This window comes from Nitrospiraceae bacterium (genome assembly GCA_035623075.1).
GTDB lineage: Bacteria > Nitrospirota > Nitrospiria > Nitrospirales > Nitrospiraceae > DASPUC01.
Genome location: DASPUC010000019.1, coordinates 17,248 through 36,676 on the forward strand (window position 1 = coordinate 17,248; position 19,429 = coordinate 36,676).

The window sequence follows — 19,429 nt, forward strand, 5'->3', positions numbered from 1 at the left end:
CACTGAACCTAACCGCTCTTGCAACAGATACGTCCACTCAGAGGAGAGAGCAGGGATGTCAAGAGTATGCTAAAGGTTGCCGACCCTGAGCATACGGTCGCGGCTCAATATAGGGCGGCGTGGCGGAGAACGATGATGAGAATCTTTTCCGGGTCACTAACTATATTGGTCTTCTGTGTAGACCTGCTTGATCGACCAGAAGACTGCTTCTTTCAATTTCTTAATCTGCGGATCCGGCGGATCATTCCGGATTTTTTGCAATTTCTTGTCGAGATCGAATAGCGGCTTCACCGACCGACGGTCCGGCACCCTACCCAACGCCCACGCCACTTCGGTTTGTACCGTGATGTCGATGCCGGGGGGATCGAGCATCTCCAGAAGCGGCGGGATGACGGACGAATCGTTGTGAATGTTGCCTAAGTCGCCCAATCCCTTTGCGGCCGCCGCTTGCAGTTCCGGTTGCCTCGAGTGTTTCAGGATATCGACCAGAATCGGTATGCCTTCTTTCCCCATGTTTCCAAGCGCCACAGCAGCTTGCTTGGACAGCTCTTTATCCTTCAGCGCTTCTTTTAATTTCGGCAAAGCCTCATCAGCTTCCATTTCTCCCAAGAGGGAAATGATCTTCAATTTTCTGAGCTGGCTCGTGTCCGATTTGTCCAAGAGCTTGAGTAGGCGATCCGGCTGTCCCCACTCGGCTGTGACAATCACGGGGAAGTCATACTGTTCCAGCCGCTCTTTCAATCGTTCCATGGCATAGGCCCCCGCATCGGCAGCTTTCGCGGTTTGAGCTGCGGCGACCGCGTCTTCGAAGTCCGTCCGGACCTCTTTCTGCCAATTGATCTTCATCGTTCCGAGCAGATAGTTCAGTTGGCATGCAGGACCTTTCCACAGGCGGGAGGGCGCATCAGGCAAGTCGGCGTCTCCACCGGCCGTCGTCGTGCCTTCCCATGTTTTGCGCTGCTCGCATTTCACCTTAAACAGAACGTCATGAGGCTTGGTGCGGTCCTGAACAATCGTATAGCCTAATTCTTGAAGGCGACGTGACGTCACCTCCGCAATGGGCTTGGCATCGATCGCTCCCTTGTCTGTGAGAGCAATTGCATCGACCAACACTGTTTGAATCTTTGCTAATTGGGCTTTTTGCTCTACTGTGAAGTAATCCCGATACGCCCACACAGGCCCGGTAAGAACACCCAAAAGAATGAATAAGACGAATAAAGAGGCTCGCATGAGGCACCTCCTACGGTAACGAATCGAAGAGGAGAGGGTCGCTTCTGCAACCCCAGAGATTGAAACCTGCACATCCCCCTGTTTTCTGAGGGTGAGTTCCCGAAGCGACGGGGCTATCTAAGCCGGCATAATTATTATACCCGCCGATAACCGTTCACGCCATAGAAAGCCATCCTGAAATCACGAATCGATGTCGAGGAAGTCCAAAACGCCCTGGAGAAGTCGAGGCAGTTCTTCTCCCGTACACAGCCTTTTCGCTCACAGATCGACAGTGTTGGTTTCTTCCTCAGCGTCAAGTCTCGCTCAACAAGAGCCCCGCAGGAGTATGGGTTGACACTGGGGCTCTTCCAACGGTACAAAAGGCTTACATCATCGAGTATTTTCGCCTGTTTGCTGAGCTCATTACGAGGAGTCTCCGGTCCTCTCCCCTGTGCGAGAGTGGCGGAACTGGCAGACGCGCGAGACTTAGGATCTCGTGGGCAACCGTGGGGGTTCAAGTCCCCCCTCTCGCACCAGACGATGTCATCACAGCCGGTTCGTGTTGGCTGTGTCGCCGAAGTAAGGGTGTGCGATAGTCATGAAGATGGAAGTCACGGAACTGGGACCGATGAAGCGGGCTCTCAAGATCGAGGTGCCGGCCGATGAGGTCACAGCGCGGTTCACAAGAGCGTACACTGAGCTGAATCGGCAGGTCAGTATCCCGGGGTTCCGTCCTGGCAAAGCGCCAGTGGCTCTGCTCGAGAAGAAATACGCAAAAACTATCGAAGAGGATGTGATCCGGAGCCTCGTGCCTGACTATTACGACCGAGCGGTCCGTCAAGCCGGAATCGTGCCGGTCTTGGTGGAAATCCCACCGCTCGAGCGAGTCAAAATAAAGAAAGATACGCCCTTCACTTTTACTGCAACGGTCGAGATTAAACCGAAAATCGATTTACGGGACTACAAAGCGCCAAATCCCATTTCCTTGAAACCGGACAAGCGGACAGTCACGGATGAGCAGATCAATCGGGGCTTGGAGGTCCTACGCGAACAACATGCTCGCCTCGATGCTGCTCCGGCTGGGCATGTGCTCAGCGACGGAGACTATGCCATTCTCGACCTGGAAGGGTCTCTGGACGGCAAACCGCTTGAGGGAACGAAAAAAGACGGTCAACTCCACAAAGTCGGTTCGAATGCTGCCATCCTGGGAATCGAGATCGATCGTCACGTGCTAGGGAAGCACGAAGGTGAAATCGTCACCATCCCGCAACCCTATCCCGCCAATCATCCGGACCAGCGGGTTGCCGGGAAAACCATGACGTTTGTCCTGACGATCAAAGCCATAAAACAGAAAATGCTTCCGGCTCTGGACGACGAGTTTGCGAAGGACTGTGGTCCTTACACGTCCCTCCAGGAGATCAAGGACCGTCTTCAGAGTGAAATGGAAAAGGCGCTGAAGAAGGAGATCGAAGACACCTACAAGGATACGATCCTGAAGCGCCTGATCGAAACTCATCATTTTGATCTACCCGAAACCTTAATCGAGCGAGAACTGGAAGCCATCGTCCGTCAGCAGATTCAACAGCAGCGACGAGGTGGCGCGGATTCTTCGCCGGCCGGCCAGGAAAATATTAAGAAAGTCCGTGACGACAACCGGCAAGAGGCCGAACGCCGCGTGAAAATCGGATTGATTCTCGAAGCCATTGCTGAAAAAGAAGGGCTCTCCGTGACTCAGGACGACGTCAACGCGGAGATTGCGAGGTTGGCCGCTGAGCTCAGAATGCCAACGGCTGAACTCGTCAAGATGATCCAAGCCGGAGGGCGGGACTCCATCGATGAATTACGCGCCCGTATCCTTGCAGACAAAGCGCTGGACTTCGTGTATTGCCATGCCGTGATTCAAGGATAGGCATCTAACCGTACTATGTCATTCGAAAGGAACGACGTGCATGCTAGTTCCCATCGTCATTGAGCAAACCAATCGCGGCGAGCGCGCATATGATATCTATTCCAGACTGCTCAAGGATCGTATCATTTTCCTCGGCGCACCGATCGACGATGTCTTCGCGAATCTGATCATCGCCCAGCTGCTCTTTCTCGAGGCAGAGGATCCGGAGAAGGACATTAATCTCTACATCAATTCTCCCGGTGGCAGCGTCACGGCCGGCCTGGGCATTTACGACACGATGCAATACGTCAAACCGCCCATCAACACAATCTGCCTGGGCCAAGCAGCGAGCATGGGTGCATTGTTGTTGACGGCCGGCACCAAAGGAAAGCGCTATGCCTTGCCGAACGCGCGAGTCATGATTCACCAGCCGATGGGAGGGTTTCAGGGCCAGGCCACCGAAATCGACATCCATGCGAGAGAAATCCTGAAGATCCGCGAGCGACTGAACGAAATCATGGCGAAACATTCGGGACAGCCGCTGGAAAAGATCGCGGCCGATACCGAGCGCGATTACTTTATGTCGGGGGAAGAAGCCAAACGCTACGGTTTAATCGATGAAGTGATTACGCGCCCTCCCAAGCACCTCAAAGCGGTGTCTGGCGGAGAGAGCGGAAAAGACGGGGCCAAGGACAAGTAACACAGGAGGACGCATGGCCAAGCAGGAGAAGATGGATCGGCATCTCCGCTGTTCGTTCTGCGGAAAAAGTCGAGACGAGGTCCGTAAGCTCATCGCCGGTCCCACCGTCTATATCTGCGACGAATGCGTCAATCTGTGCAACGACATCATCGCCGAGGATTGGGAAGAAGCCAAAGAGGAGATTTCTTCCAAGCTCAAGAAACCTTCCGAAATCAAACATCACCTCGATCAATATGCCATCGGCCAGGAGCGGGCGAAAAAGATCCTATCGGTGGCCGTCCATAACCACTACAAGCGAATCTCCGCCAAGGAGAAAGAAGTCGACGACGTCGAGTTGCAGAAGGGCAACATTCTGATGGTCGGGCCCACCGGCACGGGCAAAACCTTGTTGGCGCAGACTCTCGCCAAGTATCTGGATGTGCCCTTCACGCTGGCCGATGCCACGACGTTGACTGAGGCCGGATATGTCGGCGAAGACGTCGAGAATATCATTCTCAAATTGCTCCAAGCCGCAGACTACGATGTCGAGCGTGCGGAACGCGGCATCGTGTACATCGACGAAATCGACAAGATCAGCCGAAAAAGCGACAGCCCGTCGATAACACGAGATGTCTCGGGTGAGGGTGTCCAGCAGGCTCTCCTGAAATTGATCGAGGGCACGGTTGCCAACGTCCCGCCGCAAGGTGGACGCAAGCATCCTCATCAGGAATTTATTCAAGTCAATACGAGCAATATCCTCTTCATCTGCGGCGGCGCGTTCGTGGGACTTGAGCAGATCATCGAACAACGGCTGAATCGTAAAGCGATGGGCTTCGGCGCTGAGGTGCGCGGGAAGAGCGACGCCAGGCTAGGCGAGCTTTTCGAGAAAGTTCAACCGGAGGACTTTCTCAAATATGGCTTGATTCCGGAATTTATCGGCCGTCTTCCCGTGGTTGCCACATTGGACGAGCTCGACGAGCGGGCCTTGATTCGGATTCTCACCGAACCACGCAACGCCCTGACCAAGCAGTATGAAAAACTGCTCTCGTTCGAAAAGGTCAAGCTGAAATTCACGGATGGAGCCTTGGCTGCAGTCGCGCGCAAAGCCTATGCTCAAAAGACCGGTGCCCGGGGACTCCGCGCGATCCTCGAGGAAGTCATGCTGGATTTGATGTACGATGCTCCTTCGCAGAAACAGATCAAGGAAGTCGTCATTACCGAAGACGCGATTCTCGGGAAACATCCTCCCATCCGGATCTTCGAGCAGGACAAGGACGCTAAGAGTGCCTAACTAATTGAAATCGCTGCTTAGTCTCGTCGCCGCGGCACCCGTCCCAGCGAGGTGATGTTCGCTGTTTCCACCCTGGCCTATTCCCACTGACGAGTCTCTGTCCTACTCGAGGCTTTGAGGCAAAGATCGCCCCATTCCGCGTCTCTGGTTTTTCTCGACATCGAAGCGGGCTGCGCTATACTTGCATTGTTGCAAGTAGCGGGAGGACTTGTGAAATACCCAGTTGCTTCGAGTCTGCGGCATAAGGGAAAGACACTCGACGTCGATCCTGCCCGTGAAGTGATCACTCTCCTCGGACTGAATGGCGAACCACTTGGGAACCTGTCGTGGGACTTCGTCGTTGACCAAATCCTCGCCTATCGAAAACCTCCAGTCGCACGGGAGACCCGCGCCGAACCCCGAGTGACCTTATCGTTTCGTGTGAAATACAAGACCCCGGAGGGGAATCACTTCGAAAGTCGGGCCGGTGGCATCGGCGGGGGTGGACTCTTCATCGAAAGCCAGTCAACGCTCCCCGTCGGGACCAAGCTCGTTATGGAGTTTTCTCTCCCCGAACGCCCGAACGAGTGGCTGCCGGCAAAAGGCGTTGTGGCTTGGGTTTGCCCTAAAGCCGATCAGTACACGTTCAGCCCGGGGATGGGGGTCAGATTTACCGAGATCGATTCCGGGGTACGAGAGCAAGTGTTAGCACTAGTCACGTCGATCCAGAACATGGGACAAGCCGTTTAGGACAAACCATATGCCCAGACAGCAAGACACCGCCCGATCGTTTAAGGGGACCGACGCGACAAAGTTTTCTGTGACTGCGACACCCGGCTACGAAGGCCACGTGCTTGAAATGGACGTGAACCAAGAAGCCGTCTTACTCCGGGGAGCCAAGGGGCAGCTCATTGGAACCATGCCGTGGAGTGGAGTGATCGATCGTATCCTCGCGAACGAGGACGATGCTCGATTTGCCCATTCTCGAGCCCATCCACGAGCCCCCCTCGCTGTGAAGGTTCGGTATACGACCATTGACGGCAAACAGTTCGATAGCCTGACCGGCGGGATTGGTGGAGGGGGGTTATTCATCGAGAGCAGCACTCCCCTTGCACCGGGCACCGAGTTGTCAGTGGAATTCGCTCTCCCGGACCGTCCATGGGAACGACTCAAGGCTAAAGCCAAAGTGGCGTGGACCAGGAACAAACCGGAACGTTATCTTCTCTTCCCGGGAATGGGAGTCCAATTCATAAACATTGACCCCGGTTCCCAGCAGCAGTTGGTCGAGCTCGTCACTGCATTGAACCGGAGCCGGTCGACGACTTAGCAGCAGCCAGACCCATTTGCGCCCACTGACGAACCCCCCGATCAGGATCCCGACTTGCCACGGCGGCAAGAGCCTCTTTCGTCTCGGGATCTCCGATCTTTCCCAATCGGTAGGCTGCTTCCGTCCGCACCGCCACAGATGGGTCACGGGCTAACCGATCACGAAGTAACGGCGCAATGATCGGGTCGCCGAGTTCAGCCAATGCTGCAACGACATGTTGCCGTACTTCCGCATCGGGATCTTGCAACGCCTTGACGAGATCGGAAAGCCACGCTCTGGCATCGATCATCGAGAGGGTTCTGGCGGCGCTCCGTCGCGTTGACACATCTCGAGCCGTCAACAACTCAGGGACTGCGACAAACAGACGAGTCGGTGGCTCAATTTCGCCTATCGCAATCGTCACTGCTCGTCTGACAGGCTCTTGCGGATCATCAAGCAACGCCACGACAGCCTGCGACGCCTCGTCCGCAATGGAAGGGCCAAGACGACCAATCGCCTTGACCGCAGCCTCACGAACCCGTACGTCCCGATCACTCAACAAGGGAACCAGCGCACCCCCGGTTTTTGGGTCACCGATTTTTCCCAGGGACTCAGCTGCAACACGGCGAATGTCAGGATGGGAATCTTGAAGCAACTCGATTAACAGCCTGGCTGCATGGTCAGGCATCATCGGGGAGTCATCCCCGTAACAGCCACCAACTACCAATCCTACAACACACCAAAGGATGAGGCGGTACGAGCGGGAATGGGACGAAAAACGTCGGAGGGATTTCACTTCTGCTTGGGAGGTTCTTCGTGAATCGCTGGAAGCTCCTTGGCTGCGTCAATGGATTGTTCCAGCTCTTTCTGCGCCGCATCCATTTCTGCCTGAATCGTACGCATCTCAGGATCAACGGTATGACGAACGTCGGCCACTGCTTGGCGAAACGTCCGTAGAGCATCACCGAGCCCTTCCCCCAAGCTCTGCATGTCACCAGGGGATACTCCTCCCTGCTGGGTGCTTTTGGCCTTCATCGCTGCCTGCTGGGCCTGAACCCGAGCCACCGCATCCTTGTTTATAATGGCAGAAGGACGTTTCACCGTGGGCTTCTGCTGAGCACCCTGAGGAAGGGGAGGATACTGCGCACGCATCATAGGAGCCGGACTCGCAGCCCGCTCTTCCATCGTGGGGGGCTGTTGACCTTGGCCGGCTGACGCCGCTGTCGTTGCAGCGGTCAGCTGGGGGCGAGCCCGCTGTGCTGCCTGGGCTCCTACGTTATACATCAGGGCAGCGGTGGTACCTGGGGTGAGTTCCGGTCCCGGGGTATAGGGAGCCGTCGGTTTGAGGGATTGAGGAACTGGAGCCTGGTGGACGGCCTGACTCGATACCGCTTGTCCGGTTGGTTGCACCTGAGCTATCGGAGATGCCTCGTTCTGAGCCGCTTCCGGCGGTGGGATATCGTGGACTTCCTTCTTGAATCCCTTGAGGGCCTTTCCGAAACCCTCTCCGATTTGCGGTAACCGACCGGCCCCAAAGATGATTAGCACGATCGCCAAGATAATAATGAGTTCGGAGATTCCCATAGTCCCGAACATGGTACGTTCCTCACTCTGAGAAAGGTGAACAGTCTGCTGGACCAGCCTTACGAAAACTGGTTCAACTCTATAGGCCGGTCCGACATGGTGTCAAGGAACGGCCAGCCGGACTTTTAGAGGATCGTAACAATCTCCTGCTGCAGAGGCAGCCCGAACACAGAGGCCTCGCGTTCACTTATGTAGACATCGAGCTCGCTGCGAATGCCGAACTCTCCGGCCAGATAAATGCCCGGTTCGATCGAGAAGCAGGTACGAGGGATGAGACGGCGAGTGTCCTGAGTTTCGAGCCCGTCGATATTGGCCCCATTGCCATGCACTTCTTCGCCGATCGAATGGCCGGTCCGGTGCAAAAAGTAATCACCGTACCCGGCAGACTCGATCACACGTCGACAAACCTGATCAACCTCCCATCCATAAGGAAACTGACCATCGGCCACACTCGCCTGAACGAAGGCGAGCGCAGCATTGCGGCCCTGACGAACTATGTTGAAGATGTCGCTTTGTCTCGTCGGAACGTGCTCGCCGATATAGCCTGTCCAGGTGATATCAGCATAGACAGAGCCGGGCTCCGCCTGCTTGGCCCATAAATCGATCAACACAAGGTCATCTCGCTGTAACTCAGCGGATCCTGTAGGCTGTGGGCCATAGTGGGGGGCAGCACTGTGGGCATTGACGGCTGCGATTGGAGGACTTGACGTGACCATGTCCGCATCGCGAATGCGGGAGAGGATGAATTGCTGCAACCCATATTCGCTAAGAACCCGACCGTGACTGATTCGCTCCTGTACATGGTTGAAAGCCTCGTCGACAATACGCCGTAACGCGGCGGCGGCCACACGATGCGACTCGAGCTGACGGTCCGTCCACCGTGCCTCGAAGGTCTGGACCAGATCAGCCGAGCTGACCACGTCGACGCCGCAACCCCGAACCAGTTCGATTGTCCCTGCATCGACTCTTGACACGTACGGTACGGCGTTCAAAGGCGAGTATTGCATCGCCACTCTCCGCGTTCCCGTGAGGACTTGGGCCAGCAACCGATGCTGCTGCTCCCATGAGACATAGCATTCAGCCCGTCCAGGGAGAGAGGCAAGGACGTGGGGCTCGATTCGATGTACGATTTTCACCGGCGGACCTTGAACCGGGATCCAGTAGTACCAGCGCCTCGTGACATGCAAGGTCGGATCGAGTAACAGAATACGATAAGCCAGTGGGTCGCTCCCCCGAAAATCGTAAAAGAGCCAGCCATCAAGGCCACCGGCTTCTCGAAGTGACTGTTGAACGTCGAGAACACGTTGATGAGGCGTAGTCGTCATCGTCGATCCGCATCATATCGTCGCCTCTCTGGACCGTCAATCACGCTGCAGCATTAGATAATCATGCTACAATGCGCGCCATGGCAGCCGAGGTTTTGTCTGAGATCTCCTCCTACCGGGTGACGCTCTTTTTCGGGCCGGAACCGGTGGAGGGAAAACCATCCATACAGTACTGTGTCTTTAACGTGAAGAAGCGAAGCTGGAAGGGCGGCATCCAAGTCGCCGTCGAGGTTAGTTGTGATCAGTTAGACGAGATCGCCAAGACACTCCGGTACCCTGAATATATGGCGAAGCAGTTATCCGGTCTGGCCGGTGAAGACCAACTCGGCTACAGCAACCGCGCAAAGGATTGCTACGCGCAAGCGGTGTGTTGGTGCAAACTCGATTTGATGTTGCAAGCTGGCATCGCGCAAGAAAACCAATGCCTTGCCGCGGACATGCTCCGAGAGGAACTTCGAGACGCAGCGATAAAGCGGGCTGCGTACATCACATCCTATATTCTGGATGAACTTGACCTCCCTCCCAGCGATGTCACTCCTGTTACTCGGTAGAACTTTGCCCGGCAGGGGGTTTGCATTCGAAGGTGAATTTGCTATAACCCACACACGGTCTACTTGAGAGCCATGCTTCTGGGCAGCGTCACATCATCACTTGGAAATGCCACCTGGTTTTTGCTGGAAGGAGGAACGTCTGTGAAATTCTATTCATTGTCATCCCACGGAATGTGGATTCGGTCCGTCGCGTTGGTCATGGTCTTGGCATTGCTCACTGTCTCCGCTATTGATCCTGCTTGGGGTCAAGACAGTCAGCCCGTCACATCCCCCATGTCAAGTGACTCAGAAGGTGGCAATGCCTCTGGTGCCGGCATGCAAGCTGCCGCCTTTTTTTCGACTCTCCTCTATACTCCCTTGAAGCTGGCCTTTGCGATCGGAGGAGGCATCGTGGGAGGCCTGGCTTATGCGTTCTCAGGCGGAAATGAGCAGGCTGCGAAGAGCATCTGGCATACCAGCATGTATGGAACCTATCTCATTACACCAGACCATCTCCGGGGCGATCGGCCCGTTCGTTTCCTCGGTGTCGCGGACCAAACGGATGAACCGGCGATTGCACAACCGGCGCCAGCACCCGCACCAGCCCCTGAACCAGTCCGCTGACGATGAAACCCATCATCGGCGTCACGCCTGACTACAACGCCGGTGATCGGAAGGAATGGGGCGGGCGGGAACCAACCTATTTTCTTCGGGCGAGGTATATTCGAGCGATTGAAGAAACGGGTGGCATCCCGCTCATTCTCCCTCTGGTGACCGACCGAGCAGCCCGAGACCGGCTTCTGCACGATGTCGATGGGCTCTTGCTGACGGGAAGCGGACCCGACCTTCCTCCTGCTCTCTATGGTGAACGTCAACGGTATACCTTCCGCGTCATGAGCAAGCGCCGTTCGACCTTCGAGCTGGACATGGTGCGATTAGCGCGAAAGACGAACGTGCCCGTGCTCGGTATTTGCGGCGGGATGCAAACCATGAACGTCGCGTGCGGAGGCAGTCTGTTTCAAGACATTCCGTCCCAATTCGCAACATCGCTCCAACATCGACAACTGAAACCAGCGACCGCACTGTCTCACGCGATCACGATCACGCCGGGAAGTTTGCTGCGCCGAATCATGCATACGGTCACTCTGCGCGTGAATAGCTCCCACCATCAATCGGTAAAAGCAGTCGCACCGTCGTTAGTGGCAAGCGCAGTGGCGTCCGACGGGGTCATCGAAGCGATCGAATCGCCCACCCATCGCTTTTTCCTCGGCATCCAGTGGCACCCAGAGTTCCTCTTCGATCGCTACCGCCTCCATCGACGTCTCTTCGAAGCCTTTCTGCGTGCCGCCTCTCGCCGGACGGGATAAGCGGGATCGGAGAACCGCTTGATCGACCAGCCGGATTGTCGAACATCGCCTGCTATACTTGGTCAATATGGGCAACCATGTCCTCGATCAAGCGGGATCGACTGCGATACCCTCTCGCGCCGAGGGATCGGTGATTAACCGTCTTTTTCGCACGAAACCAATTCCCCAGATCCTCGCGGATGCGGAGCACCCGGATCACCGGCTTAGGAAAACCCTCACGGCCTGGGACCTCACCTGTCTCGGGATCGGCGCCATCATCGGGACAGGCATCTTCGTCCTCATCGGCACTGCGGTCGTAGGTGATAGCCACCGGCCCGGCGCCGGACCAGGAATCATCCTGTCGTTCATTTTGTCGGGAGTGACTTGTGCACTTGCCGCTCTCTGCTATGCAGAATTTTCCGCCATGATTCCAGTCGCCGGGAGTGCCTACACCTATTCCTACGCGACGCTGGGGGAGTTTCTTGCCTGGCTCACCGGGTGGAATTTGATTCTGGAATACGGTGTGGCCTGTGTCGCGGTCGCTATTGGATGGTCGGGATACTTCAACAATCTATTGAAACTCGCCGGACTCGAACTGCCTTACTGGGCGACACATGCACCGGGAGGGGCGGATGGAGGCATCGTCAACATTCCCGCCGCCCTGATCGTGCTGCTCGTCACTATCGTCCTTGTTATTGGAATCAAAGAGAGCGCGCGGGCGACGGGTATCATTGTCATGATCAAGCTGGCCGTCATCTTGTTTTTCATCGCCGTCGGAGCCCCGGCGGTCAACCCGGAGAATTGGACTCCGTTCATGCCGCAAGGATTTGCCGGCGTACAGTCTGCAGCTGCCATCATCTTTTTCGCTTATATCGGGTTCGATGCAGTCTCCACGGCGGCAGAGGAGGCCCGCAATCCCCAGCGTGACGTCCCGCTAGGCATTATCGGTTCATTGCTGGTCTGCACCGTCTTGTACATCTCCGTCGCCGCGGTACTCACTGGGCTCATTCCGTCCAGCAAGATCGATATCCATGCACCAGTCGCCGAAGCGTTGAGCCTGGTCGGCTTTAAGTGGGGTGCCGCTATCGTCGCCATCGGCGCCGTCGCCGGCATCACAAGCGTCTTGGTCGTGATGATGCTTGGGCAAATCCGTGTGTTCTTTGCTATGTCGCGCGACCGTCTGCTCGGACCATGGCTGTCCAAAGTTCATCCTAGCTTCGGAACCCCGCACCGGGCCACGATCCTCACCGGCGTCGCGGTCGCAGTGTTGGCTGCACTGATTCCGATCGGGGACGCGGCGGACCTGACCAATATCGGAACCTTCTTCGCTTTCGTCCTGGTCTGCCTTGGTGTGATGATCCTTCGGTACACCAAACCGAACCAGCCTCGCCCATTTCGCCTTCCCTTTATGCCGTTTGTTCCGATCTTGGGGATGCTCGCCTGCCTCGGTCTCATGACAGCCCTGCCTCAACTGACCTGGATTCGCTTTGTCGCCTGGACGATCGTAGGAATCCTGGTTTATCTGTTCTACGGGTTAAAACACAGCAGACTTGCCGAACCGGCACCTGCAACCGGCTCATCGAGTGTTCACTAACGGGAAAAGCGAAAGATACTAAGTGGATTCGCCGGTGGATGGAACTGTAGGGGTCGAGGCTGCAGCTGGCTGGGCCTCAGGAGGCGCACTCGGCTGAGCAGCCGCGGCAGGCTTCGGGGGAGCAGGTGGTTTCGGTGGAGCAGGTTTTTCCGGTTTGATCCCACCTTCCCAGGCAGGACCTGAATACATTTCAGCTGAGAGCCCCTTGGCCTTCCATTTCTCTTCGAAGTCAGCAGCGGCCTTATTCGGTGTTTCGCCCGTCCCGATCACGTCGTTCCACGGATAGGCCTTCGGACCAATCTGGCACCCGGTTTCTGTCCGCTTCAAATACAAGGCGATCGGATTGCCCCGGTATGGTCCGAGGTAGATGTGGACGCAGCCGACATACTCGAGCAGATTCGTCATACCCGTCTCCAAGAGGGGGGCATGATGCCACAACTCATTGTTATCAGGCAAGCATTGGGATGGCGCTTTCTAAGAGAGGCACAGAGGAATATCAATCACCCATTGAGGGGACAAGAGAACTGGACAGAGAGTTCCTATTCTGAGAATGCATTACGGTGAGGGGGCGAGAGATGGCGCCGGGCGTTTGCGAACGAGGAAGACGCCTACCACAAGCACCATGATCACGGCGACGTTCAGGCCCACGTCCATCAGGTACTGATAGAACTGGGTCTCGCTCATGCTCGGCAGATGCGAGAGTTCGGCGCTCGCCGTTAGTACGCGTCTCGTGCAGGCGATGATACCGACGGCCAGGTACGGCTCTAGGTCGAGCACTTCTGTCTGGAGAAACCTGATCACGGTTCGGAACAGCTCGAGCAAGATGATGACGAGCAAGAGATCGTTCAATAACTTCAAGCCGGACTGCAACAGACCGACTTGGCCGGCTTTCGTGATGAAGATGAACCAGGCATGGGCAAAAATCAGCATCCCGAGGACCAGGAGGCTGAAGCCAGCGGTGAGGTAACCGAGTCGGTCGAGCCATTCCATGACCCCGCACCAGCGCTTCATGACCTCTTTTCGGTCCTGCATTGATCCCTCCGTTCAATACGGTTAAGCCGTGCCCGATGGCCCCGTCTCTCGTGGCTCAGGGACTCGCATGGGATTGTATTTGAGTTCTTTGACGGAACTCGCCGTGAGGGAATGACCACAACAACGGATTTCCTTAAACCCCGCGCCACCATCCATGATCATCACGCGAAGGCCGCAGGAGTCTGGATAGAGGATCTTCTCATCGATGATCACAGCGATCGGTAAGGTTCCTTTTCTTCGGCCAGTACGCTGTCCCACCTCGGGAACAATGTCCTCGTCGGTCAGCTCGTGGTCGCAGCAGACGATTTTTTCAAAGCCCGCGCCTCCGCCCATGATCTTGACCACTAAACCACAAGAATGCGGATGTCGCTTGTGTTCGTCGATCAAATCACCTTTGTTGAGACTCATACCATCTCCCGATCACAAAAGGCATCGGTCCATCATGCTTCTGCCGACGCCCGCTCAAACCGTCCCCGTGTCTGCTGAATTGAGTGAAGTAAGGCCTGATGAGTTCGGCACCCGACTGTCAACTTCGCCTCTGAAATCAAGGCCGGCCTGTAGGGAATGAGAAATCGTTCTTTGACTCGCGCGATGCGCGCGACCGATTGGTCCAGTCGTTCTATCGAAATCATCCCCGAGGCGACTGCCGCCTCAATCGCATTGAATGCGGCAACCTCCCTGTCACGATCTTTGCAAATCAGCAAGGTATCACAACCGGCTAACACTGCACGAACTGCAGCATCCTCAATACCATAGTGGTCAATGATTGCATGCATTTCGAGATCATCGGTCAACACCACCCCGTTATAGCGCATGTCGTGTCGCAACAGGTTCGTAATGACCGCGGGCGACAAGGTGGCTGGCAGCTTCTCGTCGAGAGACCGATAGAGAACATGGGCCGTCATGATCGTCGCAACGCCCTGTGCCACGGCATGGCGAAACGGAGGAAACTCGATTGTCTCTAAGCGTTCTCGTGCAGCCTCCACGACTGGAAGTTCTTTATGAGAATCGGCTGCTGTGTCACCATGACCTGGAAAATGCTTCCCGCAAGCGACGATTTGATGGTCTTGGAGTCCAGCTGCTGTTACCCATCCCAACTCCGACACGATATCCGGTGCTGAACCAAAGGCGCGATCCCCAATGACTGGATTGTCGGGATTGCTGTTGACGTCGAGCACCGGCGCCATATTCATGTTGATCCCGACTGCCCGCAATTCTTTCGCGATCGTGGCTGCGGCCGCATAAGCTAGCTCCGTTGAATTGCAACGACCGAACACGTCGCAGGGCGGGAACATGGTGAAGCCCTTGGGGAGTCGCGAGACTCGACCGCCTTCTTGATCGATCGCAATCAAGAGCGGGGAATGGGGGCTACACCGTTGGAGCTCGTTCGTCAGCTCGATGATTTGGTCGACGGATTCCAGATTCCGCGAGAAAAGAATGACGCCGCCCGGCTTGTACTCCTTGATGAAGGAAGCCAGGTCGGATGTCACGGAGGTCCCCGTGAACCCGACCATAAAGAGCTGGCCGATTTTATCCCGCGAGCTCAATGAGCGCCCGAGCACGTTACAGACTCCGATCCATAAGGTATTGGATCAGCAACCGAGTGCCAATGCCGGTGGGTCCCTTCGGAAGGTATGCCCGTTCTCGCTCGCTCCAATCCGTACTGGCGATGTCCAAATGAACCCAGGGACAGTCTCCGACAAACTTGCTGAGGAAGAGCGCGGCCGTGATCATCCCGCCGCCACGGCCCCCGATGTTGCGCATATCCGCCACATCGCTTTTCAGTTGTTCGAAGTATTCGTCCCAGAGCGGCATCTCCCAGACACGCTCGCCGGCCCTGAGCCCGGCCTTTCGGACCGCATCTTTCAGTTTGCCATCTGTCCCGAACATGCCGATGGCAAACTGCCCGAGGGCCACGACACAGGCTCCGGTCAGTGTCGCGATATCGATCAACGCCGCCGGCTTGTAGCGCTGAGCATAGGCCAGACCATCGGACAGGATGAGACGGCCTTCGGCATCGGTGTTCTGAACCTCGACCGTTTTGCCGGAAAGCGTCTTTACGATGTCGCCCGGCTTCATCGCTCGACCGCCCGGCATGTTCTCCGCCACCGGCAGGATGCTGATTAGTCTGAGCGGGAGCTTCAGTCGCGCCGTGGCCCGCATGGATGCCAGAACTTCGGCTCCGCCGGTCATATCTGCCTTCATGTGCTCCATATTTTCTGCTGGCTTCAGCGAAATTCCGCCGGTGTCGAAAGTAATGGTCTTGCCCACAAGCACAACCGGTCGTTCATCCTTTTTCTTTGTTCCGTTGTACTCAAGGATGATGAATTTGGGCGGTTCGTGGCTCCCACGCGCCACACCGAGTAAAGCACCCATCCCCAGCTGTTCCATGTCTTTCTGTTCCAGAATTTTGAGGCTGACGCCCGGTTCCTTCGCGACCGCCTTGGCCTCGTTGGCGATTCTCGATGGCGTCATGACGTTGGAGGGATGATTGCACAGATCCCGAACGAGGACCGTTGCCTCAGCCGTCGCGACACCCCGTCTGATACCTTCGGCCAGCTGGCGCAGCTGGCTTTTCTGGGGAGCCAGGATGGTCATCGCGCTGACGTCCTTGGACGATCCCTTCTCGCTACGGTAGGTGGTGAACTGATAGTTCCCCAGGATCGCTCCTTCAACCATCACCTGGGCGACTTCTGCCAAATTAGAACCCTTGGGTGTCACCGTCGGGACCACCACCGCAAACGCCTCGACTTTGGCTTGGCGAACCCGCTTAACCCCATGTCCCAGGGCTTGACGGAGGCTATCAAGCGTTACATCCTTTTTCTTCCCGAGACCGACGAGCACAAGTCGTTTCGCCGGCATCTTCTCCTGAGTGTGATAGAGCAGAACCTCGTTCGCTTTACCTTCGAATTCCCTGGAGCCAATAAGGCCCCGCAACGCGCCACCCAGCCTCTTGTCGAGCAGGGCTGTGTCCAGCTGGGTCAGCCCGTCTCCTTCACAATGGATGAACACGAGAATTTCAGCTGGTTCCGACTCCGCTCGTCCGACTTTCGCGTTGACTTGCATGACGGTCATCCTTGTCTCCTTGTACGAACTGTCAGCCTTCAGCTAGAACTGATCGCTGACGGCTGAGAGCTGATGGCTACTCATTTAGACACCGCGCATTTCCGGCGTCCAAATGAGCTTGTGCAGTTGCGTCTGCACCCGCACCGGCAATCGATCTGCGAGCACCCACTCAGCTAGTTGGCGAAGCTCAAGCATGCCAAACACAGGGCTGACCAAGACGGTGCAACGGTTTGCGAGATCGTATCGGGCGATGACATCGCGCGCCCAGTCATAGTCAGCGCGGGTTGCCAAGACGAATTTCGCTTCATCCTTCGCCGTCAGCTTCTGCACGTTCGACCAGAGCATGCGATCGGTCATCCCGCTTCCGGGACACTTGATGTCCAGGATGACGTGGGCTCGAGGGTCCACGGTCGTGATATCAATCGCACCGCTGGTCTCGATCAAAACCGTGTACCCAGCGTCACAGAGTGTAGAGATGAACGGAAAGCATCCCGGTTGCGCCAAGGGTTCTCCGCCGGTGACTTCTACGAGCGGACAGTCAAAGGCCCGAACCTGTGACAGAATGCCTTCATCTGACAGTTCCTGTCCTCCATAGAACGAGTACTCCGTATCGCACCAGGTACAACGCAGCGGGCAGCCGGTCAGCCTGACAAATACGCAGGGGCGACCGGCGTAGGTTGATTCACCCTGGATACTATGAAAGATTTCCGTTATTCGCATACTTAGCAGGCTGTTGAAAAACCATTGTAGCGTCCAGGAAATATAGGATTGTCGCTGATTGCAGACGGCATGAGAAGAGCCCGCAGGATGTTCAAAAAGGCCGTCCAGCGCGGCCGCAGCGAGCGATGAGGGAAATCGTACTTTGTTTCGTACGATGCGCCTCTAAGCGACGCGAGAACAAAGCTGGCGGACTTTTTCAACATCCTGTTAGCTCCAGCGTTCAATCGTCCACCCCTGACGCCGGGCGAGGCGATTCATGCCACGGATAGGGTTGACCACCAGAGGGTGACCGACCAATTTGAGCGTTTCGAAGTCACCTGGACTATCTCCGTAAGCAAAGGACGCCGCAAGATCGATTCCCTTTTCCTCCACATGGGCCAGGACGAGAGCTTGTTTTCCTTGGCCATAGGGCAGCGGCGGGGCGAGGTCTCCGGTATAGACCGAGTCTCGTTGGATTGGTATGGCGGAAAAGACCGTCGTCACGTCCAGGAACGCCGCAAGTGGGGCCACTAGAAAATCGGGAGCACCCGTGACGAGAATAACGTGATGCCCAGCTCGACGATGGTGCTCCAGTCTCTTGGATCCCTGCGAAGAGACTCTAGGAATCATCTCCGTTCGGCAGAACTCTTCGGCGAGCCGTTCAATCTGAGAGGATCGTTTACCTGCAAGGTAGAGTTTGCGTTCACGCAACGGGTGGAGCGAGAAAGAGCGGCTCCTCCGCAGCAACCACCAAACACTCTCCATCAGTTCGCGCCAGCTTACAACACCATGACGCCAGAGAAACCGGAAGAATCTTACCTCGCAGGCAACCCCGGGCAACAATGTATTGTCGACGTCAAAGAAAGCCGCAGCTGGGGTTGACGACCGAACAGCTGATGGGTGATCGAGCACTGGATTGATCATGTGCGGGCGGTACACGATGCTGGCCCAATCAGGTGAGCCTGAGCGGTCCGATTCTACCGGACGGTCCGTTGATTGACAAGGATTTTGGCCTACTTCTATAATACTGCTCCCTCTGTACAGCCTTACACATCCCTGATCTGCGGGGATGTTCAAAAAGGCCAACGGCCAGCTTGCAGCAAGCGATGATCCACGGCGTACCGCACCTGGCATGTCGGGAATTTGAGCGCCGCGAGAACGCGGCCGTTGGTTTTTCAACATCCCGCAAGAGCCGAAGTGGTGGAATGGCAGACACGCACGTTTGAGGGGCGTGTGGCGCAAGCCGTGCGGGTTCAAGTCCCGCCTTCGGCACCAATGTTGACTTAATTCTCCACTGTGTGCGTCACGGCAGGGTTGCCTTTCTCTCACTGCTTTCGGCAGGCGACTTCTTTGCACCCGAGATTTCAGGAGCATGCCTAGCCAGCGGAGTTCTCTAATCCGGGAAGAGATGGTCTGGGCTGCTCCATCCTCAGTGAAACTGCACGGAAGGTTTGCTGAAGCAGAGGGTACGATGTTAGACTGAGAATGGTTCGTGCGTTTCATCCGCTGAATCCAAGGAAATTCATGTCGTCTGTACTCGTCGTCGATGATGAAGAGCAAGCCCGTCAAGTGATCAGGGAAACGCTGGAACGAGCGGGCCATCACGTGCGGGAAGCGCGAGACGGGAAAGAAGCGCTCTTGCTCTTTCGGCAGAGCCATGCCGATCTCGTGATCATGGATATCCTTATGCCAGACCAAGACGGATTAGAAAGCATTGTCTCTTTGCGCCGAGAATATCCGAAAGTGAAGGTCATAGCCATCACGGGTGGCACAGACATGATCGGAATTCTCACCTTCCTCGACGTCGCCAAAATGCTGGGAGCCACGCGCACGCTACAGAAACCGTTTGAGATGCGTGCGCTTCTCGACGCCGTCGCGGAGGAAGTTCCGGCGTAATCCTG

The 19,429-nt window shown here is 56.2% G+C and carries 20 protein-coding genes, 2 tRNA genes and 1 pseudogene; 12 read left to right on the forward strand and 11 right to left on the reverse strand.

Annotated elements, in window-relative coordinates:
* Window positions 1–156 precede the first annotated feature (156 nt).
* On the reverse strand, window positions 157–1,230 hold the full coding sequence (locus VEI50_03575; GenBank protein HXX74184.1) for a HEAT repeat domain-containing protein: 1,074 nt from the start codon (window positions 1,228–1,230) through the stop codon (window positions 157–159).
* Window positions 1,231–1,662: 432 nt separating this feature from the next.
* Here VEI50_03575 and VEI50_03580 point away from each other — a divergent pair.
* From VEI50_03580 to VEI50_03605, 6 genes are all read left to right on the forward strand, one after another.
* Window positions 1,663–1,745 (forward strand) — tRNA-Leu (locus VEI50_03580).
* Between the two features lie 62 nt (window positions 1,746–1,807).
* Window positions 1,808–3,118, forward strand: a complete 1,311-nt coding sequence (gene tig / locus VEI50_03585) for a trigger factor (protein ID HXX74185.1) — start codon at window positions 1,808–1,810, stop codon at window positions 3,116–3,118.
* Between the two features lie 40 nt (window positions 3,119–3,158).
* Complete coding sequence (gene clpP, locus VEI50_03590) at window positions 3,159–3,797, forward strand: ATP-dependent Clp endopeptidase proteolytic subunit ClpP (GenBank protein HXX74186.1); 639 nt, start codon at window positions 3,159–3,161, stop codon at window positions 3,795–3,797.
* Window positions 3,798–3,810: 13 nt separating this feature from the next.
* The gene (gene clpX, locus VEI50_03595; GenBank protein HXX74187.1) at window positions 3,811–5,067 is read left to right on the forward strand and encodes an ATP-dependent Clp protease ATP-binding subunit ClpX; all 1,257 of its coding nucleotides are present in this window, start codon (window positions 3,811–3,813) and stop codon (window positions 5,065–5,067) included.
* Window positions 5,068–5,277: 210 nt separating this feature from the next.
* Window positions 5,278–5,796, forward strand: coding sequence for a PilZ domain-containing protein (locus VEI50_03600; protein HXX74188.1), 519 nt, complete (start codon window positions 5,278–5,280; stop codon window positions 5,794–5,796).
* A gap of 10 nt (window positions 5,797–5,806) precedes the next feature.
* A complete protein-coding gene (locus VEI50_03605) occupies window positions 5,807–6,373 on the forward strand; it encodes a PilZ domain-containing protein (protein HXX74189.1) in 567 nt (188 codons plus the stop codon).
* On the opposite strand, the gene VEI50_03610 is transcribed toward VEI50_03605, so the two are convergent.
* The 3 genes and pseudogenes from VEI50_03610 to VEI50_03620 form a co-directional block, all read right to left on the reverse strand.
* Window positions 6,339–7,043 (reverse strand): HEAT repeat domain-containing protein, encoded by a 705-nt coding sequence (locus VEI50_03610; protein HXX74190.1) that lies wholly within the window; start codon window positions 7,041–7,043, stop codon window positions 6,339–6,341. The genes VEI50_03605 and VEI50_03610 overlap by 35 nt on opposite strands.
* A gap of 779 nt (window positions 7,044–7,822) precedes the next feature.
* Window positions 7,823–7,948, reverse strand: a pseudogene (locus VEI50_03615) (twin-arginine translocase TatA/TatE family subunit).
* Between the two features lie 113 nt (window positions 7,949–8,061).
* Window positions 8,062–9,261, reverse strand: a complete 1,200-nt coding sequence (locus VEI50_03620; protein ID HXX74191.1) for a M24 family metallopeptidase — start codon at window positions 9,259–9,261, stop codon at window positions 8,062–8,064.
* An 80-nt stretch (window positions 9,262–9,341) separates the two neighbouring features.
* Between VEI50_03620 and VEI50_03625 the strand changes: the two genes are divergently transcribed.
* The 4 genes from VEI50_03625 to VEI50_03640 all read left to right on the forward strand — a co-directional run bounded on the left by VEI50_03625 (window position 9,342) and on the right by VEI50_03640 (window position 12,731).
* On the forward strand, window positions 9,342–9,812 hold the full coding sequence (locus VEI50_03625) for a hypothetical protein (protein HXX74192.1): 471 nt from the start codon (window positions 9,342–9,344) through the stop codon (window positions 9,810–9,812).
* Window positions 9,813–9,953: 141 nt separating this feature from the next.
* Complete coding sequence (locus VEI50_03630) at window positions 9,954–10,415, forward strand: hypothetical protein (GenBank protein HXX74193.1); 462 nt, start codon at window positions 9,954–9,956, stop codon at window positions 10,413–10,415.
* A gap of 2 nt (window positions 10,416–10,417) precedes the next feature.
* Window positions 10,418–11,158: a gamma-glutamyl-gamma-aminobutyrate hydrolase family protein gene (locus VEI50_03635; GenBank protein ID HXX74194.1), complete on the forward strand. Its 741-nt coding sequence runs from the start codon at window positions 10,418–10,420 to the stop codon at window positions 11,156–11,158.
* Between the two features lie 67 nt (window positions 11,159–11,225).
* Window positions 11,226–12,731, forward strand: a complete 1,506-nt coding sequence (locus tag VEI50_03640) for an amino acid permease (protein HXX74195.1) — start codon at window positions 11,226–11,228, stop codon at window positions 12,729–12,731.
* A gap of 18 nt (window positions 12,732–12,749) precedes the next feature.
* Here VEI50_03640 and VEI50_03645 read toward each other — a convergent pair whose 3' ends face one another.
* From VEI50_03645 to VEI50_03675, 7 genes are all read right to left on the reverse strand, one after another.
* A complete protein-coding gene (locus VEI50_03645) occupies window positions 12,750–13,136 on the reverse strand; it encodes a hypothetical protein (GenBank protein ID HXX74196.1) in 387 nt (128 codons plus the stop codon).
* A 150-nt stretch (window positions 13,137–13,286) separates the two neighbouring features.
* Entirely contained in the window at window positions 13,287–13,763 is a 477-nt protein-coding gene (locus VEI50_03650; GenBank protein ID HXX74197.1) for a phosphate-starvation-inducible PsiE family protein, read from the reverse strand.
* A 21-nt stretch (window positions 13,764–13,784) separates the two neighbouring features.
* A complete protein-coding gene (locus VEI50_03655; protein HXX74198.1) occupies window positions 13,785–14,171 on the reverse strand; it encodes a hypothetical protein in 387 nt (128 codons plus the stop codon).
* A gap of 32 nt (window positions 14,172–14,203) precedes the next feature.
* Entirely contained in the window at window positions 14,204–15,325 is a 1,122-nt protein-coding gene (gene nagZ / locus VEI50_03660; protein HXX74199.1) for a beta-N-acetylhexosaminidase, read from the reverse strand.
* A 1-nt stretch (window position 15,326) separates the two neighbouring features.
* Window positions 15,327–16,838: a leucyl aminopeptidase gene (locus tag VEI50_03665; protein ID HXX74200.1), complete on the reverse strand. Its 1,512-nt coding sequence runs from the start codon at window positions 16,836–16,838 to the stop codon at window positions 15,327–15,329.
* Window positions 16,839–16,913: 75 nt separating this feature from the next.
* Complete coding sequence (gene queE, locus VEI50_03670) at window positions 16,914–17,549, reverse strand: 7-carboxy-7-deazaguanine synthase QueE (GenBank protein ID HXX74201.1); 636 nt, start codon at window positions 17,547–17,549, stop codon at window positions 16,914–16,916.
* A 207-nt stretch (window positions 17,550–17,756) separates the two neighbouring features.
* Window positions 17,757–18,710, reverse strand: a complete 954-nt coding sequence (locus VEI50_03675) for an HAD-IB family hydrolase (GenBank protein ID HXX74202.1) — start codon at window positions 18,708–18,710, stop codon at window positions 17,757–17,759.
* 9 nt (window positions 18,711–18,719) lie between these two features.
* Between VEI50_03675 and VEI50_03680 the strand changes: the two genes are divergently transcribed.
* Window positions 18,720–18,803: transfer RNA gene (locus tag VEI50_03680), tRNA-Leu, on the forward strand.
* 249 nt (window positions 18,804–19,052) lie between these two features.
* Window positions 19,053–19,424: a response regulator gene (locus VEI50_03685; GenBank protein ID HXX74203.1), complete on the forward strand. Its 372-nt coding sequence runs from the start codon at window positions 19,053–19,055 to the stop codon at window positions 19,422–19,424.
* Window positions 19,425–19,429: the final 5 nt, after the last annotated feature.